The organism is Stutzerimonas tarimensis (assembly GCF_042648805.1).
Taxonomy (GTDB): domain Bacteria; phylum Pseudomonadota; class Gammaproteobacteria; order Pseudomonadales; family Pseudomonadaceae; genus Azomonas; species Azomonas tarimensis.
This window is the reverse complement of sequence record NZ_JBHRXZ010000022.1, coordinates 131,959-155,148: the sequence shown is the minus strand read 5'-3', so window position 1 is coordinate 155,148 and position 23,190 is coordinate 131,959. Positions and strand designations below refer to the sequence as shown.

Genomic DNA, 23,190 nt, shown 5'->3' with positions numbered 1-23,190 from the left:
GAACTAGATGGAACCCGCTGGGCTAAGGCTAATACCGCCCAGTTTAGTGGGCTAAGCGCTCCGCTTGTTGTTTTTCCAGACGTTCAAGTCGCGTTCGCCGCTCGTCGGGTGGTTTTCTCGCCAGACGTGCGACCGTTTGGTGGAACGCTACCCAATCCCGCTCTGACGCTTCGAACAGGGCGGCAAAGGCTTCCACCCAGCGATGGTAAAGACCGAACGGCAGGAGGCTGGCATTGTTCAGTGGTCTGGCGAACCAGTGGTCGAAATAGCCACGTCCCTGCCAGGCTTCGTCGCGCAGCTGGCGATAGCGGGTGCGCAATGCGCTGAACTCTTCACGCTTGCGCTGCCGCATCTCGCCTTCTGCAAGCGGCTGCGCGTAGAGAAGGCGCAGCCGCTCCCGGGCGTCGAGCATCAGTTCGATGAGTTGCTGCTGTGCCTGGGCGCGCGTCTCGTCCGGGTCGGACAGGCCCCGATGGGCCCGCCACTGGCGCAGCCCTTCGCGCTCGACGAAGGTGGCATAGGATTCGTTGAATTCGGTATCGCCGGGAAGGTACAGCCGTTGATGTGCCAGTTCGTGGAAGATGAGCGCAGCGAGTCCGTCGTCGTCACGGTACAGCATGCTGCTCAGCAGGGGATCGGCAAACCAGCCGAGGGTGGAATAGGCCTCGATGCCGATGACCTGGGTATCCAGGCCCCGATGACCGAGCCGGGCGGCTTCGGCACGGGCCGCGCCCTGCCGGTAATAGCCGCGATAGGCGACGCAGCCGGCAATCGGAAAGCACCAGGTGTGCGGCTCCAGGGAATACGCCTCGGTGGCGAACAGGTTCCATACCGCATAGGGCTGTGACAGGGTGGCATAGGCACGGTAGCTGTCGTTGTCCGGCAGGCCCAGGTGTCCGCTGGCAAAGGCGCGTGCACCGAGCGCCTGGGCCAGGCGCGCCTGCAGCTGTGGATCGGCTGCCTTGTCGTCGAGAATCGCCTGGATCGGCTGACGCTGGCTCATCAGCTGCAGATGGCCACCGGCGAGCTGGCCATAATAGGTTGTACAACCGTTCAGCAGGAGCAGTGCCAGCAGCGGAACCGGTCGCAGTCGGGCGAGGTCCATGCCGACGGCCTTGCGCCGTAACCCATGCTGGCTGGCCGAAGTCGTGTCGCCGCGCCGGTTCATCGATTTCAAGGAGCTCCCCCATGCGTGGACTGCTGCCCGGTCTGCTGATCCTTTCCCTGACAGGTTGTGCCACCCTGCTGCCGCCGCCCCGCCACGACCCGGCGCAGGCCTGGATCGACCTGCAGACCCTGCAGCAGGACGCCGCGTTCGAGGCCGCGGCCGTGGATCATCAGGCGCTCAAGGATGGCCGCTATTTCCAGGTGGCGCCAGGCGGTCGCCGGCTGGACATGAATTATCGCTTCGTGGTCAGCCCGGCCAACGTGGGTGGCGACCAGGGCATGGAGCGCGACTGCCGGCTGGTGCTGCACTACGACCGCTTCGACGCCGGCAGTCGCTACCGGCTGGTGGCCGGTGGCCGCGGCTTCCGGCCTTGGGCCAAGCTCTACGACGAGCAGGACTTCCTGATCGCCCAGGCCGAAGAGAAGGGCTGCGGCAGCACCCTGGCTGGCGGCTGAACCGTGGCCTGGCGGGTCTGGCCAGGGCTCCTCGGCCCTTTGCTTCTCAGCGGTTGCGCGGGCGTGCTGCCGAGCCCCTCACCCGAACAGGCCTGGGTCGAGTTGCGCGTGACACCACCCAGCGCCGTGTTCATGGCCGACCGGCTCGATGGCCAACGCACGCCCGATGGGCGTTATTTTCAGCTTCCGTCGGCTCGACATGAACTGCAGACACGCTATGACTTCGAAATCGGTAGCGCTGGTTTCGGCGGCGACATCCAGTACCTGCACTGTCTCATGGTGCTAGTGTACGACGGCTTCCAGCCAGGCCAGCGCTACCTGCTCGAGGCACGAGCGCTGGGCTACCAGCCTCAGGTCTGGCTCTATGATGACAACCGCCAGGTGCTGGCCGAAGCCCAGGTCGCCCGCTGCCATTGAGCGCCGCCGACCGTCAACCTGCAGCCGAGTATTCCGATGTCCCGACTCGATGATGTGCGCTTTTCCGTGCTTGACCTTGCGCCCGTGCGTGATGACGGCACTGCCGCCCAGGCCCTGAACAGCTCCCTGGCCCTGGCCCGCCATGTGGAAGGGCTCGGCTTCGAGCGATTCTGGGTGGCCGAACACCACAACATGGACGGTATCGCCAGCTCGGCCACCGCGGTGCTGATCGGCCATCTGGCGGGCGGCACCTCGAGGATTCGCGTCGGCGCCGGCGGGGTGATGCTGCCCAACCATTCTCCCTTGGTGGTAGCCGAGCAGTTCGGCACCCTCGATGCACTGTACCCCGGACGCATCGATCTGGGGCTGGGCCGGGCGCCGGGCGCCGATCCCTTCACTGCCCGTGCGCTGCGCCGCGACCGCCTCGGCAGTGCCGACGACTTTCCCTCCGATGTGGAAGAACTGCAGGTCCTGCTCGGTCCTCGCCAGCCCAACCAGGGCGTGATCGCCATGCCGGGGATGGACAGCGGGGTCGTGCTCTGGCTGCTCGGCTCCAGCCTGTTCAGCGCCCAGCTCGCGGCGCAGAAGGGTCTGCCCTACGCCTTCGCCTCGCACTTCGCGCCACGCTACATGCACGACGCGATCCGCATCTATCGGGAAAACTTCACGCCTTCCGAGACGCTGCAGCAGCCCTACGTGATGCTCGGCGTGCCGCTGATCGCCGCCGACAGCGACGCGCGGGCCGAGTACCTTGCCACCACCGCCTACCAGCGGGTGCTGGCGCTGCTGCGCGGCCAGAGCCTGGTGCTGCGCCCGCCGGTGGAGAGCATGCAGGGGCGCTGGTTGCCCCACGAGCAGGAAGCCGTGGGCAGTTTCCTTGGCATGGCGCTGGTGGGCGGACCGGGCAAGGTGCGCGGGCAGCTGGAGGTGTTGCTGGAGCAGACGGGCGTCGACGAGCTCATCTTCACCAGCGACCTGTACGAGCCAGGGGACCGGCACCGGGCCTTCGAGATTCTCGCGGGCCTGCGCTAGATCTGGCGGGACAGGCATCACCCCAGGGTAACGCAGGCCCGCCTGGCAAGGTCTGTCTCTAGCCGCGCGTGGTGCTGCCCGCGTCGAGTTCGCGCATCAGCAGGGCGTAGGACAGGTCGACGTTTTCCGGCACCGGCAACCAGAGGAGGTGGCCGTCGCCGGGAGCCACGTCGGTGCGCTCGCCGGTTTTCTTCTCCAGCGCTTCGAGGTTGAAGCTGAGGTTACCCTGCGGGGTCATCAGCTCCAGCCGGTCGCCGACGGCAAAGCGGTTCTTGACGATCACCTCGGCCAGGCCGCCGCGGCGCTCACCGGAGAGCTCGCCAACGAACTGCTGGCGCTCGGACAGCGAATAGCCGCGTTCGTAGTTCTGGTATTCGTCGTGCACGTGGCGACGCAGGAAGCCCTCGGTGTAGCCGCGATGGGCGAGGGATTCCAGGGTGTCCATCAGCGACCTGTCGAACGGCCGGCCGGCCGCCGCGTCGTCGATGGCCTTCCGATAGACCTGGGCGGTGCGCGCGACGTAGTAGTGGCTCTTGGTGCGACCTTCGATCTTCAGCGAGTGCACGCCCATCTGCACCAGCTTCTCCACGTGCTGCACGGCGCGCAGGTCCTTGGAGTTCATGATGTAGGTGCCATGCTCGTCCTCGAAGGCTTCCATGTATTCGCCGGGGCGCTTGGACTCCTCCAGCAGCATCACCTTGTCGGTGGGCGCGCCGGCGCCCAGGGTCGGGTCGACCCGGTCAGGTGAGACCTGCCTGACCGGGATCGGCTCGTGGACGTGGACGATGTTGCCCAGCTCGTCTTCCTTGCCCTCGTGGGTCTTGTACTCCCAGCGGCAGGCGTTGGTGCAGCTGCCCTGGTTGGGGTCGCGGTGGTTGAGGTAGCCGGACAGCAGGCAGCGCCCGGAGTAGGCCATGCACAGCGCACCGTGGACGAACACCTCCAGCTCCATGCCTGGCACTTGCTCGCGAATCTGGCCGATCTCCTCGATCGACAGCTCCCGCGAGAGGATCGCCCGGGTCAGTCCCTGGCGCCGCCAGAACTCGACACTGGCCCAGTTGACCGCGTTGGCCTGCACCGAGAGGTGAATGTTCATCTCGGGGAAATGCTCGCGAACCATCATGATCAGCCCGGGATCTGACATGATCAGCGCGTCCGGAGCCATTTCGATCACCGGCTGCAGGTCCTTGATGAAGGTCTTGAGCTTGGCGTTGTGCGGGGCGATGTTGACCACCACGTAGAGCTGCTTGCCGAGCGCGTGGGCCTCGTCGATGCCCTGCGCCAGGTGCTTGTGATCGAACTCGTTGTTGCGCACCCGCAGGCTGTAGCGCGGCTGGCCCGCGTACACCGCATCTGCGCCATAGGCGTAGGCGTAGCGCATGGATTTCAGGGTGCCGGCGGGGGAGAGCAATTCGGTCATGGCAGGATTCGCGGGGTAAACGGAAAGGTCGGGATTCTACCCGGTCTGGCCGGCCCCGTGCGCGGTGGCCGGGGTTCGGCGGTCGGAAGGTCGCCGGGTAGGCCTCAGCTGCCGGTGCGCAGGGTGAGGTTGCTGGTCACCACCCCGTCCTCGACCCGCTGCAGGCTGGCTTCGTCGAGGCGCACGCCCTGCGCCTGCAGGGTGGCGATCCAGTCGAGCAGCGCGGCGCTGGAGGCTTCCGGCAGGCTGACGGTAAGCCCGCCGTTGCGTGCACTGTCGAAGCTCTCCACGGTCAGCCCGTGCTGCAGGGCGGTGGCGGTGACCAGACCCTGCAACTGGTCGGGGGCCAGGGTCGGTCGGCTGACCCGGGACATCTGCCGTGCCAGTTCGGTGTTCTGTTCGATGTAATGGTAGAGGTCGCGCTGTTGTGCGTAATAGCCGCGCGCCTCTTCCAGCGAGCGCTGGGCGGGCTGCCAGATGGCCAGGTAGAGCACCACCAGGCCGACGAAGGCGCCGAGCGCCAGCAGTGCCATCCGGTCGCGCGGCGACAGGCCTTGCCAGCGGTGCCACAGGGGTGAGCGGGCGAGCCCACCGGTCAGACGTTGCATGAAGGGCATCGGGTCAACCTCCTATCACTACGCGTGCGCTGACGCCCAGGCCATCACGGCTGGCCGAACCAAGCTGCACCGGCTGGCCGGTTTCGCCCAGCCGCTGGCGAAACTGCTCCAGCGCGGAGAAGTCCGGCGCATTGACCTGCATCGCCAGGGCGCCGCCCTGTTCGTCGTACTCCAGCTGCTGGATGGTGACCGGCGTGCCGCTGGCGACGGCGTTGGCGGCCTGATCGAGCAGGCGCAGGAAGTCGGCCGAGGGCGTGGCGGCCAAAGACAGGTGCTGGTCGAACTGGGCCCGCAGGTTGACGATGCGCTGGTCTTCGGGAAACAGCTCGAGGTACAGCGCGCGGCTGGATTCGGCGAAGGCGTCGCCCTGGCGCTCGAAGTACCAGGCCTGGCCGAGGGTCAGCGCCACCTGCACGGCAAGCAGCACGGCGGCCAGGGCCAGCACCGGCTTCCAGCGACCCAGGCCGTCGCCGTCCCGGCCCACGGCAAATTCGCCCTGGGCCAGGTCCAATGCCGCCACTCGGCCGTCGGCGAGAAAGCGGAAGGGATCGGCCAGGCGGTGGTACTCCTCCACCTGCTCGGGTGCCTCGGCGGCGCTGCCATGGGCCTGGCGGGGTGGTGGGCAGCCCCTGGCCAAGTCTGGCCAGTTGGCCACGGCAAAGGCCAGGCGCGCTTCGGGCCCGCCGCCGAGCAGGCCGCGGTTACCGAGAAACAGCAGCTGCAGGCCATCGCGGGGCAACAGGTCGGCATCGGCATGAATGGCGCCGATGGTCAGCTCCAGTGCCTGCAGCTGGGCGAGCCAGTCGGCCAGCAGTCGGCGACGGATCGCCACTACGCGATGACGTCCATCCTCCATCAGCTCGCCCCGCGCCAGGTGCAACTCGTCGACATTTTCGGCAAGCAGCTCCTCGACCGCATAGGCCAGCGCCTGGTCGATCCAGCGCGCCTTGCGGGTCGGCAGTTGCACGGCGAAAAAGCTGCACACCTCGGCCGGAAGCACCAGTGCGACGGGCGCGTCGCTGGCGCACTCGGCCAGCGCTTGCCAGCTGCCGGTGCCCTCGCCGGGCTGCCAGTACACGCGGGTCTGGCCGTCGAGCGGGTTGGGTGTGTCGGGGGGCAGGAACAGCATGTCCATGGAGGCTCAGTTTCCTTCTCTGGAGAGGCGGGCCGGCTGGCCCAGGTGGCGTTGCAGCACGCGCACGCTACCGTCGGTTTCGCGTTTGAGCAGGCTGACCAGCACCTGCCGGCGATCGCCCAGCTGAACTTCGCTGGTCGCCTGAAAAAATTGACTGTTCACCGCCAGCTCGGTGCCCTTGAGTTCGGTGCCGGCCAGCGCCGGCTGGGCCAGGAACGCCGCCATATGGGCATGGCCACGGGCCGGGCGGTCGCGCACCGCGGCCTCGGCGGCGGCCAGGCTGATGTCATCGTCGAGGCTGGCGATCACCAGCGCGCCGGCGCTGTTGAGGTTGAGCGCCACGTCTGCCGGAAGTGCCGCGACATGCGGTGCCAGGCGCTGATAGTGCTCTTCGGTCATGTCCAGCAGCAGGCGCAGCTCGGAAACATCGTAGAGGCGCCGGCCGCCGGTGCGGTAGGGCGGATCGAGCAGCAGGTAGGCGTTGTCCTCGGCGCCGTAGGCACCGCTCGGGTCCTGGTCGGGGTCCAGCCAGTCCAGCAGACGCTCGGGGTAGGGCGCTTCGATGTCCAGCCGCGCCAGCAGACGGCGGAACTGGGCAATGGCGGCCTCATTGGGTTGCTGGCTGCGCATCAGGCTGTTCAGGTTGAAGCGCCCGGCCAGGTCTTCGATGTGCAGGTGGATCTCACCGTGATCCACCGGAAACGGCGGCCGGGGCTGCGCCCAGGCTTCGCCGGGATGGTCGACCAGCCGCTGGGCGTCGTTTTCGCGGTCACGCTGCAATAGCGATTTGGCCAGGATCTCGCCGCCCAGGGCATAGTGCAGCGCCTGTTGCGCATGCAACTGGTTGCTGCTGGCGCGAATCGCCAGGTGCTGGCGGGCGATCATCCCGGCGCTGACCACGGTCACGATGGCCACCACCAGCAAGACGGTGATCAGCGCCACACCGCGCTGCGGGCGGTTCATGGCTGGACTCCTTCGGGCACACCCTCGAAGGGGTTGCCGGCCGGCTGGCGGAAGGGCCCGTCGGGCAGCCGCAGCAGGCGCTCGATACGTCCGTAGCGCGGATGCTCGAAGCTCAGCTGCAGGGCGCGTGGCATGCGCTCGGAGGCGGCCTCGGGATCGCCGCGCTGGTTGTCGAAGGGCGGCCACTCCTCATGCCAGGCCGCTTCCTCGTCCTGGAAGCGCACCTGCAATTCGCGCACCCCGCTGAGTACCGACTGCACCCGCGGCTGGCTGCCGACGTCGCGGTCGAGCACCACCCAGTAGAGCCGCTCGAGGCGGTCGCCGCTCAGCCGCCAGCCGACCCGCTGGTAGTCCGAGCGGACCAGCCCGGTGGGGTTGCGCCAGCCGCCGCGGGTGAACTCGAACAGGGGGTCGCCAGGACGCCGGTCGGGACGGGCGACAAAGGCCGCCTGCTCCTCGCCGTAGCCATCTCGCACCGGACGTGGCGAGGCATGCAGGATGTCGCGCTCGAACGCCCAGACTGCGCGGCTGAGCTCGCGCAGCGCCTGCTCCTGTTCCAGGGTCGCGGCGTCGCTGCGCAGCACCGCGTCAAGCATGCGATAGGTGCCAAGTCCCAGCAGTGCGAACAGGGCGATGGCGATCAGCAATTCGAGCAGGGTGAAACCGGCCTGGCGGGGCATCAGGGCACCTCGACGAAACCGGTGAGGCTGGTCAGCGCGCGCTCATTGGGTGCGGTGCGCGCCGACGCTTCCGCCAGGGCAACCCAGACTGTCGCGCGCAGCATGCCGGGGTCGCTGCTGGCTTCGACCGCGCTTTCCACCTGCCACTGGCGGCCGGCGTAGTGCAGCTGCTGGGTCTCGCGGCCGGGGGTGGGCGTCGGGCGTGCCAGTTGCAGCTCGGTGAGGCGATTGTCGGCGATCCACCCGGCCAGGGTGAGGTCGGTGAGCCGCGAGGCGTTGTTCAACCCGCGTCCGGTGGCGGTCAGCACCGCAGCCGCGACGGTGGCGAAGATGGCCAGGGCGACCATGACCTCGAGCAGGGTGAATCCTGCAGGGCGACGGCGGCTCACTGGCGCTCCACCGGTTCGGCGCGGGGCAGTGCGAAGCCGTCGCTGGCCAGCAGCCAGGCGCTGCCGGCCGTGCGCCGCTCGCTCAGGCGCAGGCTGAAGGGCGACAGTTCGCCACTGGAGAGCAACAGCAGCTGCGGTTGCAGGCCGGCCGGCTCGCGTGGATTGCTGCCGGTCAGGCGCAGCGCGGCGCCGTCGAGCTGCAGTTCCAGCCGCGCCCAATCCGGCAGGCTGTGCCGACGCTCGTGCCCGGTCGCTTGCCAGGTGCCCTGCGCCGGATCGTAGCTCAATACCCGATAGCCCTGGCTGTCGAGCAGCAGGCCGTACTCGCGGTTGTCCAGTACCGCTTCATCGGCCAGCACGCCGATCAGCGCAGCCAGACGCTGGGCCTCGCTGCGCAGCTCGCGCGCCTGGCCGCCGCCGCTGGAAAACACCGCCAGCCCGATCAGGCTGCCGATCACCACCAGCACCACCAGCAGCTCGACCAGGGTAAAGCCGCGGGCGCGTCTGGCGCTGCCCGGCCCGCCGGTTCCGCGGCCTTTTGCCATGGGGGTCACTGATCCCAGTTACCGATGTCGGCGTTCATGCCGCTGCCGCCTTCCTTGCCATCGGCACCCAGCGAATACAGGTCGAAAGGACCGCGGGTACCCGGCGCGAGGTAGCGGTAGTCGTTGCCCCAGGGGTCCTTGGGCAGGCGCTTGAGGTAGCCGTCGGGGTTCCAGTTCTTTGGCTGCGGGTTGCCGCCGGGGCGCGTGACCAGCGCTTCGAGGCCTTGCTGCGTGCTGGGGTAGGCGAAGTTGTCCAGCCGGTACATGTCCAGCGCGGCGGCCACGGCCTTGATGTCGCCCTGGGCGACGGTCACCTTGGCCTGGTCCGGCCGGCTCATCACCTGGGGCACGACCAGTGCGGCAAGAATGCCGAGGATCACCACCACCACCATGATTTCGATGAGGGTGAAGCCACCCTGTTTGCGCACGTTCATCGTTTACTACCCTACGAGTTGATTGAGAGAGAGCACGGGCATCAGGATCGCCATGACGATCACCAGTACCACCGCGCCCATGAACACCAGCATGAACGGCTCGAACAGGCCCACCAGCAACGCGATCTGCGCGGCCAGGTCGTTTTCCTGGTTCCGCGCCGTACGCGCGAGCATCTGTTCCAGTTCGCCGGACTTTTCCCCGCTGGCGATCATGTGCAGCATCATCGGCGGAAACTCGCCGGTGCCTTCCAGGGCGCGGGTCAGGCTGCTGCCCTCGCGCACCTTTTGCGCCGCCTCGACCACCTTGTCGCGGATGCGCAGGTTGCTGATGACCGCCGCTGCGATCGCCAGCGCTTCCACCAGCGGCACGCCGCTCCTGGTGAGAATGGCCAGGGTCGAGGCGAACCGCGCGGTGTTGGCCGCCCGGCTGAGCCGGCCGACCAACGGCAGGCGCAGCAGAAAGCCATGCCAGCGGCGTTTGAAGCCCAGTTCGCGCAGGGCCTGGCGAAAGCCCAGCACGGCGCCGGCCGCCAGCAGCAGAAACAGCCAGCCCCAATTCTTTACCAGGTCGCTGGCGGCGATCAGCGCGACGGTCAGGCCAGGCAGCGCCTGGCCGGAGTCGACGAACACCCGCACCACGTCCGGTACCACGAAACCGAGCAGGAAGCCGACGATCGCCAGCGAGGCGACCATCAGGATCACCGGGTAGAGCAATGCCAGCTGGATCTTCTGCCGCGACTGCTGGCGCTGGTCGGTGTAGTCGGCCAGCTGGTCGAGAACCGGCCCCAGATGCCCGGCATGCTCACCGGCCGCCACGGTGGCGCGGTACAGCTCGGGGAACGCCGAGGGATAGGCGCGCAAGGCCGCGGCCAGGCTGTGGCCTTCCATCACCTTGGCGCGGATCGCCAGCAGCATCGACTTGATCTTCTGCGAGCTCGATTGTGCCGCGGCGGCGCGCAGCGCTTCCTCGATGGGCAGCGCCGCCTGCACCAGGGTCGCCAGCTGACGGGTCACCAGCGCCAGGTCGCGCGCCGAGAGGCCGCGGCCGAAGCCAGTGCTGCCCTTGTCTTCGCGTGCCTTGGCCGGCCTCACGTCGAGAGGCGCCCACTGCTTCTCGCGCAGCTGCTGGCGCGCCTGGCGCGGACTGTCGGCCTCGATGACGCCCTTGAGTTCACGGCCCCGGGGGTCGAGGGCGCGGTATTCGAAAGCGGCCATCAGTGCAACGCCTCAGGCAGAAGGGATCGCCCGCGAGCGGCGACTGGAAGCGAGAACGCCATGGACCTATTCCTCCCGCGTCACGCGCAGGACTTCTTCGAGGGTGGTCACGCCCTCGCGGACCTTGCGCATGCCGTCCTCGCGGATGCCGGGGCCGAGGGTGCGGGCGTGGCGGGCCATCTCCTGCTCGGCGACCCGGGTGTGGATCATGCTGCGCAGTCGGTCGTCCAGCAGCACCAGTTCGTAGATGCCGGTCCGGCCGCGATAGCCCAGGCCGCGGCAATGCTCGCAGCCCTCGGCGTGAAACAGGGTCGGCGGCTGGGTCGGGTCGACGCCCAGCAGCGCGCACTCGGCGGCGTCGGCGACATAGGGGCGGCGGCAGTCGGGGCAGAGCACCCGGACCAGCCGCTGGGCGAGCACCGCCAGCAACGAGGAGGAGATCAGAAAGGGCTCCACGCCCATGTCCACCAGGCGGGTCACCGAGCCGATGGCGCTGTTGGTGTGCAGGGTGGAGAGCACCAGGTGGCCGGTGAGCGAGGCCTGCACCGCCATGTCCGCGGTTTCCTGGTCGCGGATCTCGCCCACCATCACCACGTCCGGATCCTGCCGGAGGATGGCGCGCAGACCGCGGGCGAAGGTCATCTCCACCTTGGTGTTGACCTGGGTCTGGCCAATGCCTTCGAGGTGATATTCGATCGGGTCCTCGACGGTTAGGATGTTCCGCGATCGGTCATTGAGGGTGGTCAGCCCGGCATACAGCGTGGTGGTCTTGCCCGAGCCGGTCGGGCCGGTGACGAGAATGATGCCGTGTGGCTTGACCAGCGCATCGGCCAGGCGTGTCCGGTCGCGATCGCTCATGCCCAAGTGGCCGAGGGTCAGGCGCCCGGCCTGCTTGTCCAGCAGGCGCAACACCACCCGTTCGCCGTTGGCCGAGGGCAGGGTGGAGACGCGGATGTCCACCTCGCGCCCGCCGACGCGCAGGGAGATGCGGCCGTCCTGCGGCACGCGCTTCTCGGCGATATCCAGGCGCGCCATGACCTTGATCCGCGATACCAGCAGGGCGGCCAGTTCGCGCTTGGGCTCGACGATCTCGCGGAGGATGCCGTCCACCCGGAAGCGCACCACCAGGCGCTTCTCGAAGGTTTCGATATGGATGTCCGACGCATTCTCGTTGATCGCCTCGCCAAGGATGGCGTTGATCAGGCGAATGATCGGCGCGTCGTCCTCCTGCTCCAGCAGGTCCTCGGTCTCGGGAACCTGCTCGGCAAGGCTGGCGAGGTCCAGGTCGTTGCCCAGGCCTTCTGCCATGAGCATCGCCGAGGAGCCCTCGTGCTGGTAGGCCATGCCCAGCGCCTGCTCGAAATCGGCAGCGGGCACCCAGCTCACCGGCAGTGCGGTTCCTGCCAGGCGCTGGGCTTCCTGCAGGGCGGTGAAGGGCGCGCCTTCGCGGGCGCAGAGCCGCAGCCCCCCCTGCTCGACGAGCAGTACACCGTGACGGCGGGCAAAGGCGAAAGGCAACCTGCGGGGCGCGGGGGTCTCGATCGGATAGCTGTCGGTCATGTCCGTTTCAAGCATCGGGTCTCTCTGCAAGCGTAGCGGCCAAAAAGGCCTGGCGGTGAACTGCTCTGATCACCTGCTCGAGCAGGCACCGGACAAGCGAAGAATATGAGCGCCAGAAAGGCGGGCCCGCGCGGAGGCTGCCGGTGATCGGCAGGCCTACCATTAAGGGTGGCGTATGTTGCAATCCTGTGTCGGCGGAAGCCGTCGCTGCCGGTGCAGGCGCGACGGTCAACTCGTCGAGGGAGTGCCAGTCAAACAATCTGTGACCGCGTTCACGAAAAAAGTTTCGCACAGCACTGCGGAGAGGCAAGCTGATTCCGATGGCCGGGGCGCCGCGCCTGTCGACCGGAGCTGTATCGGCCACGCAGAGCGGCTTCCTTTCGTCGTGCCGGCGACGGAACGCAGCGGGGCCGTGGCGGTCTGCAGGGAAATAACCCGACGAGTACCCCTTCATGAAGACTTCCCTGCTTGCCCTTGGCACCGCTGCACTGTTGCTGGCCGGCCCGCTGTCGGCTGCCAGCTTTGTCGCCACCACCGATGTGCTGGTGCGCGGCACCGTAGACATCACCAATGCCACCACGCGAGCGACGGCAGCAGTGTTCGGCGACGACAAGGTAGTGCTCGATGCCCGCGACGACGCAGCCCGCTACGTGGCCAGCGAGGGTGCCCAGCGTGGCGCCTTCCTCGAGGCGGCGCTGGTGCACATCCGCGGCAAGCTGCCCGAGCTGCAGGCCGATGACGGCGCGCTGGCCGAGGCTATCCTGATGCTCTGAGGCGGCCTCGCATGGCCGTTTTCCTCCGTGGCCGATATTCGCTGGCCACGGCCCTGGTGCTGGCGCTCCTGAGCCTGGGAGCCCGCGCCGAGCTGCGCCTGGAGCTGGTCGGGCCGCTGACCGCGGCCGAGCGCGAGGCCAGCCAGGCACTGCTGGATGAGGCGTTGCTGGCGTTGCCGCCTGCCTTTGCTCAGCGTCTGGACCGCTCGGTGAGTGTGAGCTGGAGCGGAGGACTGCCCGAGGCGGTCTATGGCCGCGCCAGCGGAGATCGTCTGCAGCTCAACCGCCGGCTGCTCGCCAGGCTCAGCGATGGCCGCGCCGCGAACGAAGCGTCCGACCGTGCCCACCGGACCTTGCGTCGGGAGCTGCTGGCCACCGTGCTGCACGAGCTGACGCACCTCTACGATCACGCCCGGCTGTGGACGGCGCCCGAGCATGCTCTGCAGGCACGCTGCCGTCAGCAGTCGAGGCGCCTCGGGCAGGCGGGTCTGTCCCATGACTGCCGGGGCCAGAGTGATCGGCGCTTCACCCTCAGCGATGACCCGCGACTGCTGGATCTCGCCGGCTGGCCACAGCAGGTCGGCCAGCGCGGTGCGCGCGAGCGCGACAACGGCCATGTCGCCCGAAGCCCGGACGCCTATGAGCTGGCCAGCCCGCGTGAGTACGTCGCGGTAAACATGGAATATTTCCTGCTCGATCCGAGCTTCGCCTGTCGACGGCCCGCACTGTATCGCCACCTGTCCGAACACTTCGGCTGGCAGCCTCCGTCCAAGCCCTGTGAGACCCGTCTGCCGGTGCTCAACGCCGGACGCGATTTCGCCAGCACGCCGCTGGCGAATCTCGACCCCCGACGGGTCTACGAGGTGGACTACCTGTTCGCCGACGCCAACCAGAACATGATGAGCCGCTGGGGCCACAGCATGCTGCGGCTGGTGATCTGCGCGCCCGAGCGAGTCGAGCCGGGGCCGGACTGCCGGCTCGACCTGCAGCACCATCTGGTGCTGTCGTTTCGCGCGTTCATCGACGACGTACAACTGTCGAGCTGGGACGGCCTGACCGGTGAATACCCCTCGCGGCTGTTCGTCCTGCCGCTCGACCAGGTGATCGACGAATACACCAAGCTCGAGCTGCGCGGGCTGTCCTCGGTGCCGCTGAAACTCTCGCGCGAGGAACTGCAGGCGCTGGTCGAGCGCAGCGTCGAACTGCATTGGAGCTATGACGGGCAGTACTACTTCCTGACCAACAACTGTGCCGTGGAAACCCTCAAGCTGCTTCGCGCGGGCATCGACCGGCCGGCGCTGGCCTCGCTCGACAGCATCCTGCCCAATGGCCTGCTGACCCTGCTGATCCGCCGCGGACTGGCCGACGACGGGCCGCTGCAGGACGCCGATCAGGCGCGGCGGCTGGGCTATCGCTTCGATTCCTACCGCGAGCGCTACGAGGCGATGTTCTCGGTCGTGAAGAAGCGCCTGGCGATCGACCAGTCGCGGGTCGAGGACTGGCTGGCGCAACCGGCAGAAGCCCGCCATCGCTGGATGGGTCAGGCCGATCTGCAAGCCGGTGCGGCCCTGCTGCTGCTGGAGCAGGCGGCTCGGCATCGCCAGCTGCTGCTGATCCGCGACGAGCTCAAGCAGCGCTACCTGAGCGGCCGTGGCACCGATGACCAGCGCCTGGCCCGCGCCGACGAAGCCCTGCAGGGCATCCTGGCGAACAGCGGTTATCTGAGTCGACCGGCCGAGCTGCTCGAAGGAGAGGGCTACGGCATTCCCCAGCAGGCCGAACGGGCGCGACTGGAAACCCGAAGCAGCGAGCGCCAGGCGCGGTTGCAGCAACTGGCCCAGGTACTCGACGAGGAAGCACGCAGCCTGCTGAGCGACGCGCGGCGCGAGGAGCTCGAGCAGATCGACAGCAACCTGGCCGCCCTGGGAAGCCATCTGCGCGGGCTGCACCGTCAGCGGGGCGGCCTGCAACTGCCTTAGCCGGGCACGCCCGACATTGGGCAACAAAGGGTAACGCCTTGCCCTGGGCATCGCCGTGGGCCCTGCCGTCAGGCTACAGCCTGCTGAAGTCGCGGACTGCAGAGCAAGCGGGGGGCTGCGCCAGCGTTACGCTGGTCCGGAAGGGTTGAACGTTGCCACAGAGGCTCAGTCGGTAACTTTAAGCCCATGCAACGGAGGAGACACCCATGTTGAAGTTTCTTGGCAGCACCGTCGGCATCATCTTCCTGATCGGCCTCGCCGTGGTAATCGGTTTCTTCATGCTGATTTTCTGATCGTCCCACATCCGTATCTGCCGCCCCGCTTCCTGCGGGGCGCATGCGGTTGAGCGCCATGGTTCTTCATTCCAGCTCTTTTTCCCTGCCCAACCTGCTGCGGCTGCTGCTGGCGATGTGGCTGGTGTTTCCGGCCCTGGCCACGGCCCAGGTGGAGGACAACTTCGGTACGGTACGCCTCGACGGCCGCGCATTGTTCCGCGTCGGGCCGACCGCCGAGCTCGAGGCACGACCACGGGCGCGGCAGATCGAGCAGCAGCTGCAAGCGGTGCTGGAAACGCCCCAGGCGATCCGCCCGGCGCGGATCCAGCCGGCCGAGGGCGGGCAGGGTCGGTTGGTCACGGTGGCCGGGCGAACCTTGCTGAGCGTCAGCGCCGAAGATGCCGAGGCCAACGCGCTGTCGCTGGAAACCCTGGCGCGGGACTGGGCCGCGGTGATCGACGATGCGCTGGCGCGCGCGCTGGAACGCCGGGGTTCGGAGCGCGGGCGCTTCGTCACCGGCGTTCGCGCCAGCGTCGAGACGGCTTTTGCTCGACTGGTCGAAGCCGGCATCAGCATCATTCCCCGAGGTCTTGCGGTGCTGGTGGTGATCCTGGTGTTCTGGGGACTGGCGGCCGGGGTGCGGCAGCTGGTTCACATGCTGTCGGGCCGGATGATCCGCGACCGTACCGTGGAAAACCTGATCAAGCAGGTGAGCTATTACGCCATCTGGCTGATGGGACTGGTGGTGGCGGCCTATGCGTTCGGCGTCGAGCCCGGTTCGCTGGCCACCGGGCTTGGCCTCACCAGCCTGGCGCTGGGTTTCGCGCTGAAGGACATCCTTTCCAACTTCGTCAGCGGACTCTTGATCCTTACCCTGAGACCGTTCGAGCTCGGCGATCAGATCATCATTGGCGAGACCGAGGGCAGCGTCGAGCGTATCGAGCTGCGCGCCACCCAGATTCGCACATACGACGGCCGCCGGGTGCTGGTGCCGAACGCCGAGATCTTCACGTCGCGGGTCACCAACAACACCGCGGCTCCGGTGCGCCGCGGCAAGGTGCTCTGTCACTTCGAGTATCAGGACGCCCCGCAGGAAGTGATACGCCTGCTCAGCGAGGCGGCCCAGGCGACGCCGGGAGTGATGGCGGACCCGCCGGTCACGGTGCGGGTACATGAGCTGGCCAAGGCGGATGTGATCTACGAGGTGTGCTTCTGGGCCGACTCGCGTCGCTCGGATTTCGTCCTGACCGCGTCGCAGATCCGTGGCTCGATCATCCGAGCCTTGCAGCAGGCACGTCAGGCGGCGCCGCGCTTCGACAGCTGAGCGGCCTGAACGACAGGCAAAAAAAACCTCGAACTTCGTTGGGGGAGGGGGAAGTTCGAGGTTCAACCCGGACCCTTAGGGCGGGGGTCCGCAGATCTGCCAACACTTAACACAACAAGGAGCATCGAAAGGCTTGCGGGCCCTTCAAGAGCTCAGACAGGGCGGGGTGCGGAAAAGTTCAGCCCTGTCGGTAAAAATGATCTCAATGTGCCTCATCCCAGTTACGGCCAACACCGGTATCCACCCGCAGCGGCACGTCCAGGGTGGCAGCGCCGCTCATCAACGGGACGATCGCCTGGCGAATCGGCTCGATGAGGTCGTCGCGAACTTCCAGTACCAGTTCGTCATGCACCTGCAGGATCACTCGGGCGTCCTGGCCGCTGTCGAGCAGCCAGCGATCCACGGCGATCATGGCGCGCTTGATGATGTCGGCAGCGGTGCCCTGCATCGGCGCGTTGATCGCGGTGCGTTCGGCGCCCTTGCGCATGGCGCCGTTCTTCGAATGGATTTCGGGCAGGTACAGCCGGCGCCCGAACAGCGTTTCCACGTAACCCTGCTCGGCGGCCTGGCGACGGGTACGCTCCATGTAGTCGAGCACGCCCGGGTAACGGGCGAAGTAGCGGTCGATGTAGGCCTGCGCCTCGCCGCGGCCCACGTTGATCTGCTTGGCCAGGCCAAAGGCGCTCATGCCGTAGATCAGGCCGAAGTTGATCGCCTTGGCGCTGCGTCGCTGATCACCGCTGACCTCCTCCAGCGGCACACCGAATACCTCGGCGGCAGTGGCGCGGTGCACGTCCAGATCGTTCTGGAAGGCGTGCAGCAGGCCTTGGTCCTGCGCCAGGTGGGCCATGATGCGCAGCTCGATCTGCGAGTAGTCCGCCGCCAGCAGCGAGTAGCCTTGGGGTGCGACGAAGGCCTGACGGATGCGCCGGCCCTCGGCGGTGCGAATCGGGATGTTCTGCAGGTTCGGATCTGATGACGACAGCCGCCCGGTGGCAGTGACGGCCTGGTGGTAGCTGGTGTGGATACGCCCGGTGCGCGGGTTGATCTGCTGCGGCAGCTTGTCGGTGTAGGTACCCTTGAGCTTGCTCAGCGAACGATGCTGCATGATCACCTTGGGCAGCGGGTAGTCCCGCTCGGCCAACTCGGCCAGCACGCTTTCGGCCGTGGAGGGCTGGCCGCCGCTGGTCTTGCTCAGTACCGGGCAGCCGAGCTTGTCATAAAGAATGGCGCAGAGCTGCTTGGGCGAGCCGAGATTGAACTCTTCACCGGCGACGTCGAAGGCCTCGCGCTCGAGCGCCACGAGTTTCTCACCCAGCTCCTGGCTCTGCAGGCCCAGCAGTCGGGCGTCCACCAGGGCCCCGGTACGCTCGATGCGCGCCAGCACCGGCACCAGGGGCATCTCGATCTCGTCCAGCACCCGCTTCAGCGAGGGGGTGGCGTCGAGCTTGCCGAGCAGGGCCTGGTGCAGGCGCAGGGTGACATCGGCGTCTTCGGCCGCGTAGGGCCCGGCCTGTTCGATGGCGATCTGGTCGAAGGTGAGCTGCTTGGCGCCCTTGCCCGCGATGTCCTCGAAACGGATGGTGCCGCGTCCGAGGTATTTCAGTGCGAGGCTGTCCATGTCGTGGCGGGTGGCGGTGGCGTCGAGCACATAGGACTCGAGCATGGTGTCGAAGGCCAGGCCGCGCATTTCGATGCCGTAGTGCATCAGGACGTTGATGTCGTACTTGCCATGCTGGCAGATCTTCGCCTTGCCCTCGTCTTCGAGCAGCGGCTTGAGCGCGGCGAGCACGGCGTCACGATCGAGCTGCTGCGGCACGCCCATGTAGCTGTGGCACAGCGGAACGTAGGCCGCCTTGCCCGCCTCGATGGCAAAGGATACCCCGACCAGCTCCGCCCTCTGGGCGTCGATGCTGGTGGTCTCGGTGTCGAAGGCGAAACTGTCGACCGCCTGCAGGGCCGCCAGCCAGGCGTCGAAATCAGCCTGCTCGAGGATCGTCTGGTATTCGGCTTCGGCCTGGATCGAGCCGCCCGCTGGCGACGTCTCAGCCGTGCCGTCGGCCTTGGCTTCGCGCAGCAGTTCGTCCAGCCAGTTCTTGAACTCGAGTTCGCGGTAGAGCCCGATCAGCGCCTCGCGCTGGGGCTCGCCGGGCATCAGCGCGGCGACCTCGACATCCAGCGGCACGTCCAGCTTGATGGTCGCCAGCTCGTAGGACAGGAAGGCTGCGTCGCGATGTTCGGCCAGCTTGGTGCCCAGCGACTTGGCGCCGCGAATCGGCAGCCCGGCCACCTGGTCGAGGTTGTCGAACAGGCCGCGAAGGCCACCCTCGATGCCGTTGAGCAGCCCGCAGGCGGTCTTTTCGCCGACCCCGGGAACGCCGGGGATGTTGTCGACCTTGTCGCCCATGAGCGCAAGAAAGTCGATGATCAGCTCCGGACCGACACCGAATTTCGTTTTCACGCCATCCACGTCCAGCACGCTACCGGTCATGGTATTGACCAGGGTAACGTGCGGGCAGACCAGCTGGGCCATGTCCTTGTCGCCGGTGGAGATCACCACGTCGCGCTCGAGGGCCGCGCAGCGCCGGGCGAGGGTGCCGATCACGTCATCGGCTTCCACCCCGTCGACACACAGCAGCGGCAGTCCGAGCGCCCGCACGCTGGCGTGCAGGGGCTCGACCTGCGCGCGCAGATCGTCCGGCATGGGCGGACGATGGGACTTGTAGTCGGCGAAGAGTTCATCGCGGAAGGTCGGTCCCTTGGCGTCGAACACCACGGCGAACGGGCTCTCTGGATACTGGCGGCGCAGGCTCAACAGCATGTTCAGCACGCCCTTCACCGCCCCGGTCGGCTTGCCTGTGGAGGTGGTCAGCGGCGGCAGGGCATGGAAGGCGCGGTAGAGATAGGAAGAACCGTCCACCAGGACGAGAGGCGTTTGGCTCATGAGCAGAATCAACCTTTTCACATGGGCCAGCAGCTAGACTTTGCTGACCACTCTACAAAGGACACAGAGTACCATGCGCGCCTTCAAACACCTGTTGCTCGCCAGCCTGCTGAGCCTTGCCCCTCTGGCCGGCATCGCCCAGGAAGCGGGCGCCGAGGAGCCGGAGGTCACCATCCGCCAGGATGCTGACCGCACCGTCGAGGAGTACCGCATCAACGGTTTCCTTTATGCGATCAAGATCACCCCCAAGCGCGGCAAGCCCTATTTCCTGGTGCGTGCCGACGGCGACCAGCATTTCGTGCGTGCCGAGCATCCGGACATGCTGATCCCGGCCTGGGAAATATTACGTTGGTAAGCGAGTAGACCCATGTCCGTGTTCACCCCGCTGGAGCGATCCGAGCTGGAAGACTTCCTGGCGCCTTATCGGCTCGGCCGCCTGCGCGATTTCCAGGGCATCGCCGGCGGCAGCGAAAACAGTAACTTCTTCGTCAGCCTGGAGGGGGGCGAGTTCGTCCTCACGCTCGTCGAGCGCGGGCCGATCGCCGACCTGCCGTTCTTTGTCGAGCTGCTCGACGTATTGCACCAGGCCGGCCTGCCGGTGCCCTATGCCTTGCGCAGCGAGGACGGCGCGGCGCTGCGCGCGTTGGCGGAAAAGCCGGCATTGTTGCAGCCGCGGCTGCCCGGGGCCCATGTCAGCCAGCCCAATGCGCACCACTGCAGCGAGGTGGGCGGACTGCTGGCGCGCCTGCACCAGGCCACGCGCACGCACATTCTAGAACGCCCCAGTGACCGCGGCCTCGACTGGATGCTGCGGGAAGGCCCGCTGCAGGCGGTGAGCCTGGCCGATGAGCCGCTCGCGCTGTTGCGCTCGGCGCTGGAGGAAGCCGTGCGGGTCAGGCCGCGTGTCGCCGAGCTGCCGCGTGCCAACCTGCACGCCGACCTGTTTCGCGACAACGTGCTGTTCGATGGTCCGCACCTGTCGGGGGTCATCGATTTCTACAACGCTTGCTCGGGGCCCATGCTCTATGACCTGGCCATCGCGGTAAACGACTGGTGCTGTGCCGCCGATGGCAGCCTGGACTTGCCGCGGACCCAGGCGCTGCTGGCCGGATACTCGGCGCAGCGCCGCTTCACCACTCAGGAGTCCGAGCTGTGGCCGGCCATGCTGCGCATCGCCTGCCTGCGCTTCTGGCTGTCACGGCTGATCGCCCGTGCCGAGCATGCCGGCCGCGAGGTGCTGATCAAGGACCCGGACGAGTTTCGCCGCAAGCTCGAGGTGCGTCAGCAGATATCCATCGCCCTGCCGCTGGCACTCTGATCGCCTGGGCCGACACGCTGGCCCGAATCCCACCGGGTGGGATTGCTCGAGGCTTCAACTGGGGCGGCCCGAATGGGAAGATTGGGGTCACTGAAGCGGCTGGAGCCTCGACCTTGAACCGACCCTTGCTCAACTGCGACATGGGCGAAAGCCTCGGCGCCTGGCGCATGGGTGCCGACGAAGCGGTGATGCCTCATGTCGACTGCGCCAACATCGCCTGCGGCTTTCATGCCTCCGATCCCGGCACCATGCGCCGCACTGTCGCCCTCGCGCTGGCCCACGGCGTTCGCATCGGCGCCCACCCGTCCTATCCGGATCTGGTCGGCTTTGGCCGCCGTTCCATGGCCTGCACACCCGAGGAGGTGGAGGATATGGTGCTCTACCAGCTTGGCGCGCTGGACGGCCTGTGCCGCGCCGAGGGCGGCCGGGCGAGCTACGTCAAGCCGCATGGCGCGCTATACAACGACATGATGAAACGACCCGAGCTGCTGCGTGCGGTGCTGCGTGCGCTGGCCGGTTACGGCGGTGGACTGGCGCTGATGCTGCTGGCCCGCCGCGACAACGTCGAGGCCGAGGCGCTGGCCGCCGAGGCGGGCGTGCCCTTGCTGTTCGAGGCCTTTGCCGACCGCGGCTATGATGCCCAGGGTCATCTGCTTGCCCGTGATCTGCCGGGGGCGGTGCACCATGACCCGGCACGGGTGGTGGCCCAAGCCCTGGCGCTGGCGCGCGGTGAAGCCCTGACCGCCAGCGATGGCAGCCCGCTGCGGCTGCGGGTCGACACGCTCTGCGTGCATGGTGACAACGAGGCGTCGATCGCCGCGGTGAAGGCCATCCGCGAGGCGCTGGGGTGACGCCGCAACTGGCCACCGTCGCCCTCGATTGCCTGCTGGTGCGACTGTTCGAGCGCATCGAGGAGACCAACCTGCCTTGGCTGACGGCTGCTGCCGAGCGGCTCAGGGCAGTGTTCGGCGAGGCACTGGTGGAGCTGGTGCCCTCGTACACCACCCTTCTCGTGCAATACGACCTGCTGGTCCTGGACGAGCGCCAGGCGCGGGAGCGCGTCGAGGCAGCGCTTGTCGATCTCGACGCGGCGCCAGCACAGGGCGGGCGGCGGCACGAATTGCCGGTGTGGTACCACCCCTCGGTCGGCCCGGATCTGGAACGTCTCGCCGCACGCGCCGGCATGGGCATCGACGAGCTGATCAGGCATCACGGCGCGCGGGACTACGCGGTGTTCGCCCTTGGCTTCGCGCCTGGCTTCGCCTTTCTCGGCCTGGTGGAAGAAGCGCTTGCCGCGCCGCGTCTGGCCAGCCCGCGCCCGCGCGTCGCCGCCGGCAGTGTGGGCATTGCCGAGCGGCAGACTGCCGTTTATCCGCTGGCCTCGCCGGGTGGCTGGAACCTGATCGGGCGCTGCCCGCTGCGCTTGTTCGATCCGGCCCGGGAGGGCTACAGCCTGCTTCTCCCGGGCGACTGTGTGCGCTTCGTGGCCATCGGCCACGCCGAGTTCGTCCGCCTGGGTGGCGATGACAACCCGCTGGAGGGTCCATGAGCCTGCGTGTCGAACGCACATTGGGATTGGCCCAGCTGCAGGACGGCGGTCGCTTCGGTGTGCGCCATCTCGGGGTGACCCAGGGCGGCGCGCTGGACTGGGTGGCGCAATACTGGGCCAACTGGCTGCTGGGCAATCCGCTGGCCGCGGCCGTGGTGGAAATTCCACTGGGTGGGCTGACCCTCTGCGCTGAAGCGGATACCACCCTGGCACTCTGTGGCGCCGAACTCGCGGCGAGCCTCGACGGCGTGCCGCTGCCGGCCTGGGCGAGCTTTGCCGTGCGCGCCGGCCAGCGGCTCGAGTTCGGTCCGCCACGGCAGGGTGTACGCGGTTACCTGGCCGCGCCCGGTGGCTTCGAGGCTCCAGGCGTGCTTGGCGCCTGCGCCACGGTCACCCGAGAAGGTCTTGGCGGCCTGCACGGCGACGGCCGGTCGCTGGCGGTGGGTGATCGGCTGGCATTCGCCGCGGCGAAGCGGGCAACCCGCGCGGTACCTCCGGCGCTGCGGCCGGAGATCGAGGCTACGGCCGTGCTCGACCTTCTGCCCGGCGCGCAGATCGGCGATTTCGCCGGACTCAGCCTGTTCGAGGCGTTCAATGCCGAATGGCACCTCGATGCGCGCAGCGACCGCATGGGCGCACGCCTGCGTGGGCCAGTGCTGAGGTATCAGGGCGCCCCGATGGTGTCGGAGGGCATCCCGCTGGGCGCTGTTCAGGTACCGCCGGACGGCCAGCCCATCGCGCTGCTGAATGACCGCCAGACCATCGGAGGCTACCCACGGCTAGGCGCCTTGACACCCACCGCGGTGGCGCGGCTGGCGCAGGTACCGGCCGGTTCCCCGGTGCGCCTGCGGCCGGTCGCCCAGGGCGAGGCGCGCCGTCGGCTGCTCGCGCTACTGGCGCAGTGGCAAGCCTGACCTAGGTGTTTGGTGCCGTTTCGTCGCGAGCCGCGTTGCAGCGTCAAATGGCGCCAGGTCGGGCGGCGTTCCGCAGGCTCCGGC

General features: G+C 67.6%; 24 protein-coding genes. 12 read left to right on the top strand and 12 right to left on the bottom strand.

Features of this window, described 5'->3' with window-relative positions:
* Nucleotides 1–43: 43 nt before the first annotated feature.
* On the bottom strand, nt 44–1,105 hold the full coding sequence (locus tag ACFOMF_RS09860; RefSeq protein WP_386365785.1) for an aminopeptidase: 1,062 nt from the start codon (nt 1,103–1,105) through the stop codon (nt 44–46).
* Nucleotides 1,106–1,188: 83 nt separating this feature from the next.
* Here ACFOMF_RS09860 and ACFOMF_RS09855 point away from each other — a divergent pair, with 83 nt between their 5' ends.
* Genes ACFOMF_RS09855 through ACFOMF_RS09845 form a run of 3 tightly spaced genes read left to right on the top strand, consistent with a single transcriptional unit; the run spans nt 1,189 to nt 3,072 of the window.
* Nucleotides 1,189–1,623: a PA0061/PA0062 family lipoprotein gene (locus tag ACFOMF_RS09855; protein WP_386364306.1), complete on the top strand. Its 435-nt coding sequence runs from the start codon at nt 1,189–1,191 to the stop codon at nt 1,621–1,623.
* Nucleotides 1,624–1,626: 3 nt separating this feature from the next.
* Entirely contained in the window at nt 1,627–2,040 is a 414-nt protein-coding gene (locus ACFOMF_RS09850; RefSeq protein ID WP_449342986.1) for a PA0061/PA0062 family lipoprotein, read from the top strand.
* Nucleotides 2,041–2,076: 36 nt separating this feature from the next.
* Complete coding sequence (locus tag ACFOMF_RS09845; protein WP_386364302.1) at nt 2,077–3,072, top strand: LLM class flavin-dependent oxidoreductase; 996 nt, start codon at nt 2,077–2,079, stop codon at nt 3,070–3,072.
* Between the two features lie 58 nt (nt 3,073–3,130).
* Here the strand turns inward: ACFOMF_RS09845 and trhP are convergent, their stop codons facing one another.
* The 10 genes from trhP to gspE form a co-directional block, all read right to left on the bottom strand.
* Nucleotides 3,131–4,492, bottom strand: a complete 1,362-nt coding sequence (trhP, locus tag ACFOMF_RS09840) for a prephenate-dependent tRNA uridine(34) hydroxylase TrhP (protein ID WP_386364300.1) — start codon at nt 4,490–4,492, stop codon at nt 3,131–3,133.
* A gap of 104 nt (nt 4,493–4,596) precedes the next feature.
* The gene (locus tag ACFOMF_RS09835; protein WP_386364298.1) at nt 4,597–5,100 is read right to left on the bottom strand and encodes a type II secretion system protein M; all 504 of its coding nucleotides are present in this window, start codon (nt 5,098–5,100) and stop codon (nt 4,597–4,599) included.
* A gap of 13 nt (nt 5,101–5,113) precedes the next feature.
* Nucleotides 5,114–6,244, bottom strand: a complete 1,131-nt coding sequence (gene gspL / locus ACFOMF_RS09830) for a type II secretion system protein GspL (protein ID WP_386364296.1) — start codon at nt 6,242–6,244, stop codon at nt 5,114–5,116.
* Nucleotides 6,245–6,250: 6 nt separating this feature from the next.
* Nucleotides 6,251–7,207 carry a type II secretion system minor pseudopilin GspK gene (gene gspK, locus ACFOMF_RS09825; protein ID WP_386364294.1) on the bottom strand — a complete coding sequence of 319 codons (957 nt, stop codon included), beginning with the start codon at nt 7,205–7,207 and terminating at the stop codon, nt 6,251–6,253.
* Nucleotides 7,204–7,887, bottom strand: a complete 684-nt coding sequence (gspJ, locus tag ACFOMF_RS09820) for a type II secretion system minor pseudopilin GspJ (protein ID WP_386364292.1) — start codon at nt 7,885–7,887, stop codon at nt 7,204–7,206. The genes gspK and gspJ overlap by 4 nt, the downstream gene beginning before the upstream one ends.
* Nucleotides 7,887–8,276: a type II secretion system minor pseudopilin GspI gene (gene gspI / locus ACFOMF_RS09815; protein ID WP_386364290.1), complete on the bottom strand. Its 390-nt coding sequence runs from the start codon at nt 8,274–8,276 to the stop codon at nt 7,887–7,889. Before gspI ends, gspJ begins: the two co-directional genes overlap by 1 nt.
* Entirely contained in the window at nt 8,273–8,821 is a 549-nt protein-coding gene (gene gspH, locus ACFOMF_RS09810) for a type II secretion system minor pseudopilin GspH (RefSeq protein WP_386364288.1), read from the bottom strand. Before gspH ends, gspI begins: the two co-directional genes overlap by 4 nt.
* Before the next feature lie 5 nt (nt 8,822–8,826).
* Nucleotides 8,827–9,255 (bottom strand): type II secretion system major pseudopilin GspG, encoded by a 429-nt coding sequence (gene gspG, locus ACFOMF_RS09805; protein ID WP_386364286.1) that lies wholly within the window; start codon nt 9,253–9,255, stop codon nt 8,827–8,829.
* A 6-nt stretch (nt 9,256–9,261) separates the two neighbouring features.
* Nucleotides 9,262–10,470, bottom strand: a complete 1,209-nt coding sequence (gene xcpS / locus ACFOMF_RS09800; RefSeq protein ID WP_386364284.1) for a GspF family T2SS innner membrane protein variant XcpS — start codon at nt 10,468–10,470, stop codon at nt 9,262–9,264.
* A 66-nt stretch (nt 10,471–10,536) separates the two neighbouring features.
* Nucleotides 10,537–12,030 carry a type II secretion system ATPase GspE gene (gspE, locus tag ACFOMF_RS09795; protein WP_386365783.1) on the bottom strand — a complete coding sequence of 498 codons (1,494 nt, stop codon included), beginning with the start codon at nt 12,028–12,030 and terminating at the stop codon, nt 10,537–10,539.
* A gap of 452 nt (nt 12,031–12,482) precedes the next feature.
* On the opposite strand from gspE, the gene ACFOMF_RS09790 reads away from it, so the two are divergent.
* The 4 genes from ACFOMF_RS09790 to ACFOMF_RS09780 all read left to right on the top strand — a co-directional run bounded on the left by ACFOMF_RS09790 (nt 12,483) and on the right by ACFOMF_RS09780 (nt 16,381).
* Nucleotides 12,483–12,803 (top strand): DUF2388 domain-containing protein, encoded by a 321-nt coding sequence (locus ACFOMF_RS09790; protein ID WP_386364282.1) that lies wholly within the window; start codon nt 12,483–12,485, stop codon nt 12,801–12,803.
* 11 nt (nt 12,804–12,814) lie between these two features.
* Entirely contained in the window at nt 12,815–14,782 is a 1,968-nt protein-coding gene (locus ACFOMF_RS09785) for a DUF7844 domain-containing protein (RefSeq protein WP_386364280.1), read from the top strand.
* A 206-nt stretch (nt 14,783–14,988) separates the two neighbouring features.
* On the top strand, nt 14,989–15,075 hold the full coding sequence (locus ACFOMF_RS18390; RefSeq protein WP_449342989.1) for a hypothetical protein: 87 nt from the start codon (nt 14,989–14,991) through the stop codon (nt 15,073–15,075).
* A gap of 58 nt (nt 15,076–15,133) precedes the next feature.
* Nucleotides 15,134–16,381, top strand: a complete 1,248-nt coding sequence (locus tag ACFOMF_RS09780; RefSeq protein ID WP_386364278.1) for a mechanosensitive ion channel family protein — start codon at nt 15,134–15,136, stop codon at nt 16,379–16,381.
* Between the two features lie 202 nt (nt 16,382–16,583).
* On the opposite strand, the gene polA is transcribed toward ACFOMF_RS09780, so the two are convergent.
* Entirely contained in the window at nt 16,584–19,325 is a 2,742-nt protein-coding gene (gene polA, locus ACFOMF_RS09775) for a DNA polymerase I (protein ID WP_386364276.1), read from the bottom strand.
* Nucleotides 19,326–19,398: 73 nt separating this feature from the next.
* Between polA and ACFOMF_RS09770 the strand changes: the two genes are divergently transcribed.
* From ACFOMF_RS09770 to ACFOMF_RS09750, 5 genes are all read left to right on the top strand, one after another.
* Nucleotides 19,399–19,680 carry a DUF2782 domain-containing protein gene (locus tag ACFOMF_RS09770; protein WP_386364274.1) on the top strand — a complete coding sequence of 94 codons (282 nt, stop codon included), beginning with the start codon at nt 19,399–19,401 and terminating at the stop codon, nt 19,678–19,680.
* A gap of 12 nt (nt 19,681–19,692) precedes the next feature.
* Nucleotides 19,693–20,643: a homoserine kinase gene (locus ACFOMF_RS09765; protein WP_386364272.1), complete on the top strand. Its 951-nt coding sequence runs from the start codon at nt 19,693–19,695 to the stop codon at nt 20,641–20,643.
* Between the two features lie 113 nt (nt 20,644–20,756).
* Nucleotides 20,757–21,494 (top strand): 5-oxoprolinase subunit PxpA, encoded by a 738-nt coding sequence (locus ACFOMF_RS09760; RefSeq protein WP_386364270.1) that lies wholly within the window; start codon nt 20,757–20,759, stop codon nt 21,492–21,494.
* Nucleotides 21,491–22,192 carry a 5-oxoprolinase subunit PxpB gene (gene pxpB, locus ACFOMF_RS09755; protein WP_386364268.1) on the top strand — a complete coding sequence of 234 codons (702 nt, stop codon included), beginning with the start codon at nt 21,491–21,493 and terminating at the stop codon, nt 22,190–22,192. The genes ACFOMF_RS09760 and pxpB overlap by 4 nt, the downstream gene beginning before the upstream one ends.
* On the top strand, nt 22,189–23,106 hold the full coding sequence (locus ACFOMF_RS09750) for a 5-oxoprolinase subunit C family protein (protein WP_386364266.1): 918 nt from the start codon (nt 22,189–22,191) through the stop codon (nt 23,104–23,106). The genes pxpB and ACFOMF_RS09750 overlap by 4 nt, the downstream gene beginning before the upstream one ends.
* The last annotated feature ends 84 nt before the right edge of the window (nt 23,107–23,190 follow it).

Excerpts from the sequence above, each read along its gene's own strand:
- polA (WP_386364276.1), bottom strand. The coding sequence starts at position 19,325 with ATGAGCCAAACGCCTCTCGTCCTGGTGGACGGTTCTTCCTATCTCTAC.
- gspL (WP_386364296.1), bottom strand. The coding sequence starts at position 6,244 with ATGGACATGCTGTTCCTGCCCCCCGACACACCCAACCCGCTCGACGGC.
- gspK (WP_386364294.1), bottom strand. The coding sequence starts at position 7,207 with ATGAACCGCCCGCAGCGCGGTGTGGCGCTGATCACCGTCTTGCTGGTG.
- ACFOMF_RS09785 (WP_386364280.1), top strand. The coding sequence starts at position 12,815 with ATGGCCGTTTTCCTCCGTGGCCGATATTCGCTGGCCACGGCCCTGGTG.
- gspH (WP_386364288.1), bottom strand. The coding sequence starts at position 8,821 with ATGGCAAAAGGCCGCGGAACCGGCGGGCCGGGCAGCGCCAGACGCGCC.
- ACFOMF_RS09765 (WP_386364272.1), top strand. The coding sequence starts at position 19,693 with ATGTCCGTGTTCACCCCGCTGGAGCGATCCGAGCTGGAAGACTTCCTG.
- gspE (WP_386365783.1), bottom strand. The coding sequence starts at position 12,030 with ATGACCGACAGCTATCCGATCGAGACCCCCGCGCCCCGCAGGTTGCCT.
- gspJ (WP_386364292.1), bottom strand. The coding sequence starts at position 7,887 with ATGCCCCGCCAGGCCGGTTTCACCCTGCTCGAATTGCTGATCGCCATC.
- ACFOMF_RS09860 (WP_386365785.1), bottom strand. The coding sequence starts at position 1,105 with ATGGACCTCGCCCGACTGCGACCGGTTCCGCTGCTGGCACTGCTCCTG.
- ACFOMF_RS09780 (WP_386364278.1), top strand. The coding sequence starts at position 15,134 with ATGGTTCTTCATTCCAGCTCTTTTTCCCTGCCCAACCTGCTGCGGCTG.
- ACFOMF_RS09750 (WP_386364266.1), top strand. The coding sequence starts at position 22,189 with ATGAGCCTGCGTGTCGAACGCACATTGGGATTGGCCCAGCTGCAGGAC.
- ACFOMF_RS09835 (WP_386364298.1), bottom strand. The coding sequence starts at position 5,100 with ATGCAACGTCTGACCGGTGGGCTCGCCCGCTCACCCCTGTGGCACCGC.
- xcpS (WP_386364284.1), bottom strand. The coding sequence starts at position 10,470 with ATGGCCGCTTTCGAATACCGCGCCCTCGACCCCCGGGGCCGTGAACTC.
- ACFOMF_RS09770 (WP_386364274.1), top strand. The coding sequence starts at position 19,399 with ATGCGCGCCTTCAAACACCTGTTGCTCGCCAGCCTGCTGAGCCTTGCC.
- ACFOMF_RS09855 (WP_386364306.1), top strand. The coding sequence starts at position 1,189 with ATGCGTGGACTGCTGCCCGGTCTGCTGATCCTTTCCCTGACAGGTTGT.
- trhP (WP_386364300.1), bottom strand. The coding sequence starts at position 4,492 with ATGACCGAATTGCTCTCCCCCGCCGGCACCCTGAAATCCATGCGCTAC.
- ACFOMF_RS09845 (WP_386364302.1), top strand. The coding sequence starts at position 2,077 with ATGTCCCGACTCGATGATGTGCGCTTTTCCGTGCTTGACCTTGCGCCC.
- gspG (WP_386364286.1), bottom strand. The coding sequence starts at position 9,255 with ATGAACGTGCGCAAACAGGGTGGCTTCACCCTCATCGAAATCATGGTG.
- ACFOMF_RS18390 (WP_449342989.1), top strand. The coding sequence starts at position 14,989 with ATGTTGAAGTTTCTTGGCAGCACCGTCGGCATCATCTTCCTGATCGGC.
- ACFOMF_RS09790 (WP_386364282.1), top strand. The coding sequence starts at position 12,483 with ATGAAGACTTCCCTGCTTGCCCTTGGCACCGCTGCACTGTTGCTGGCC.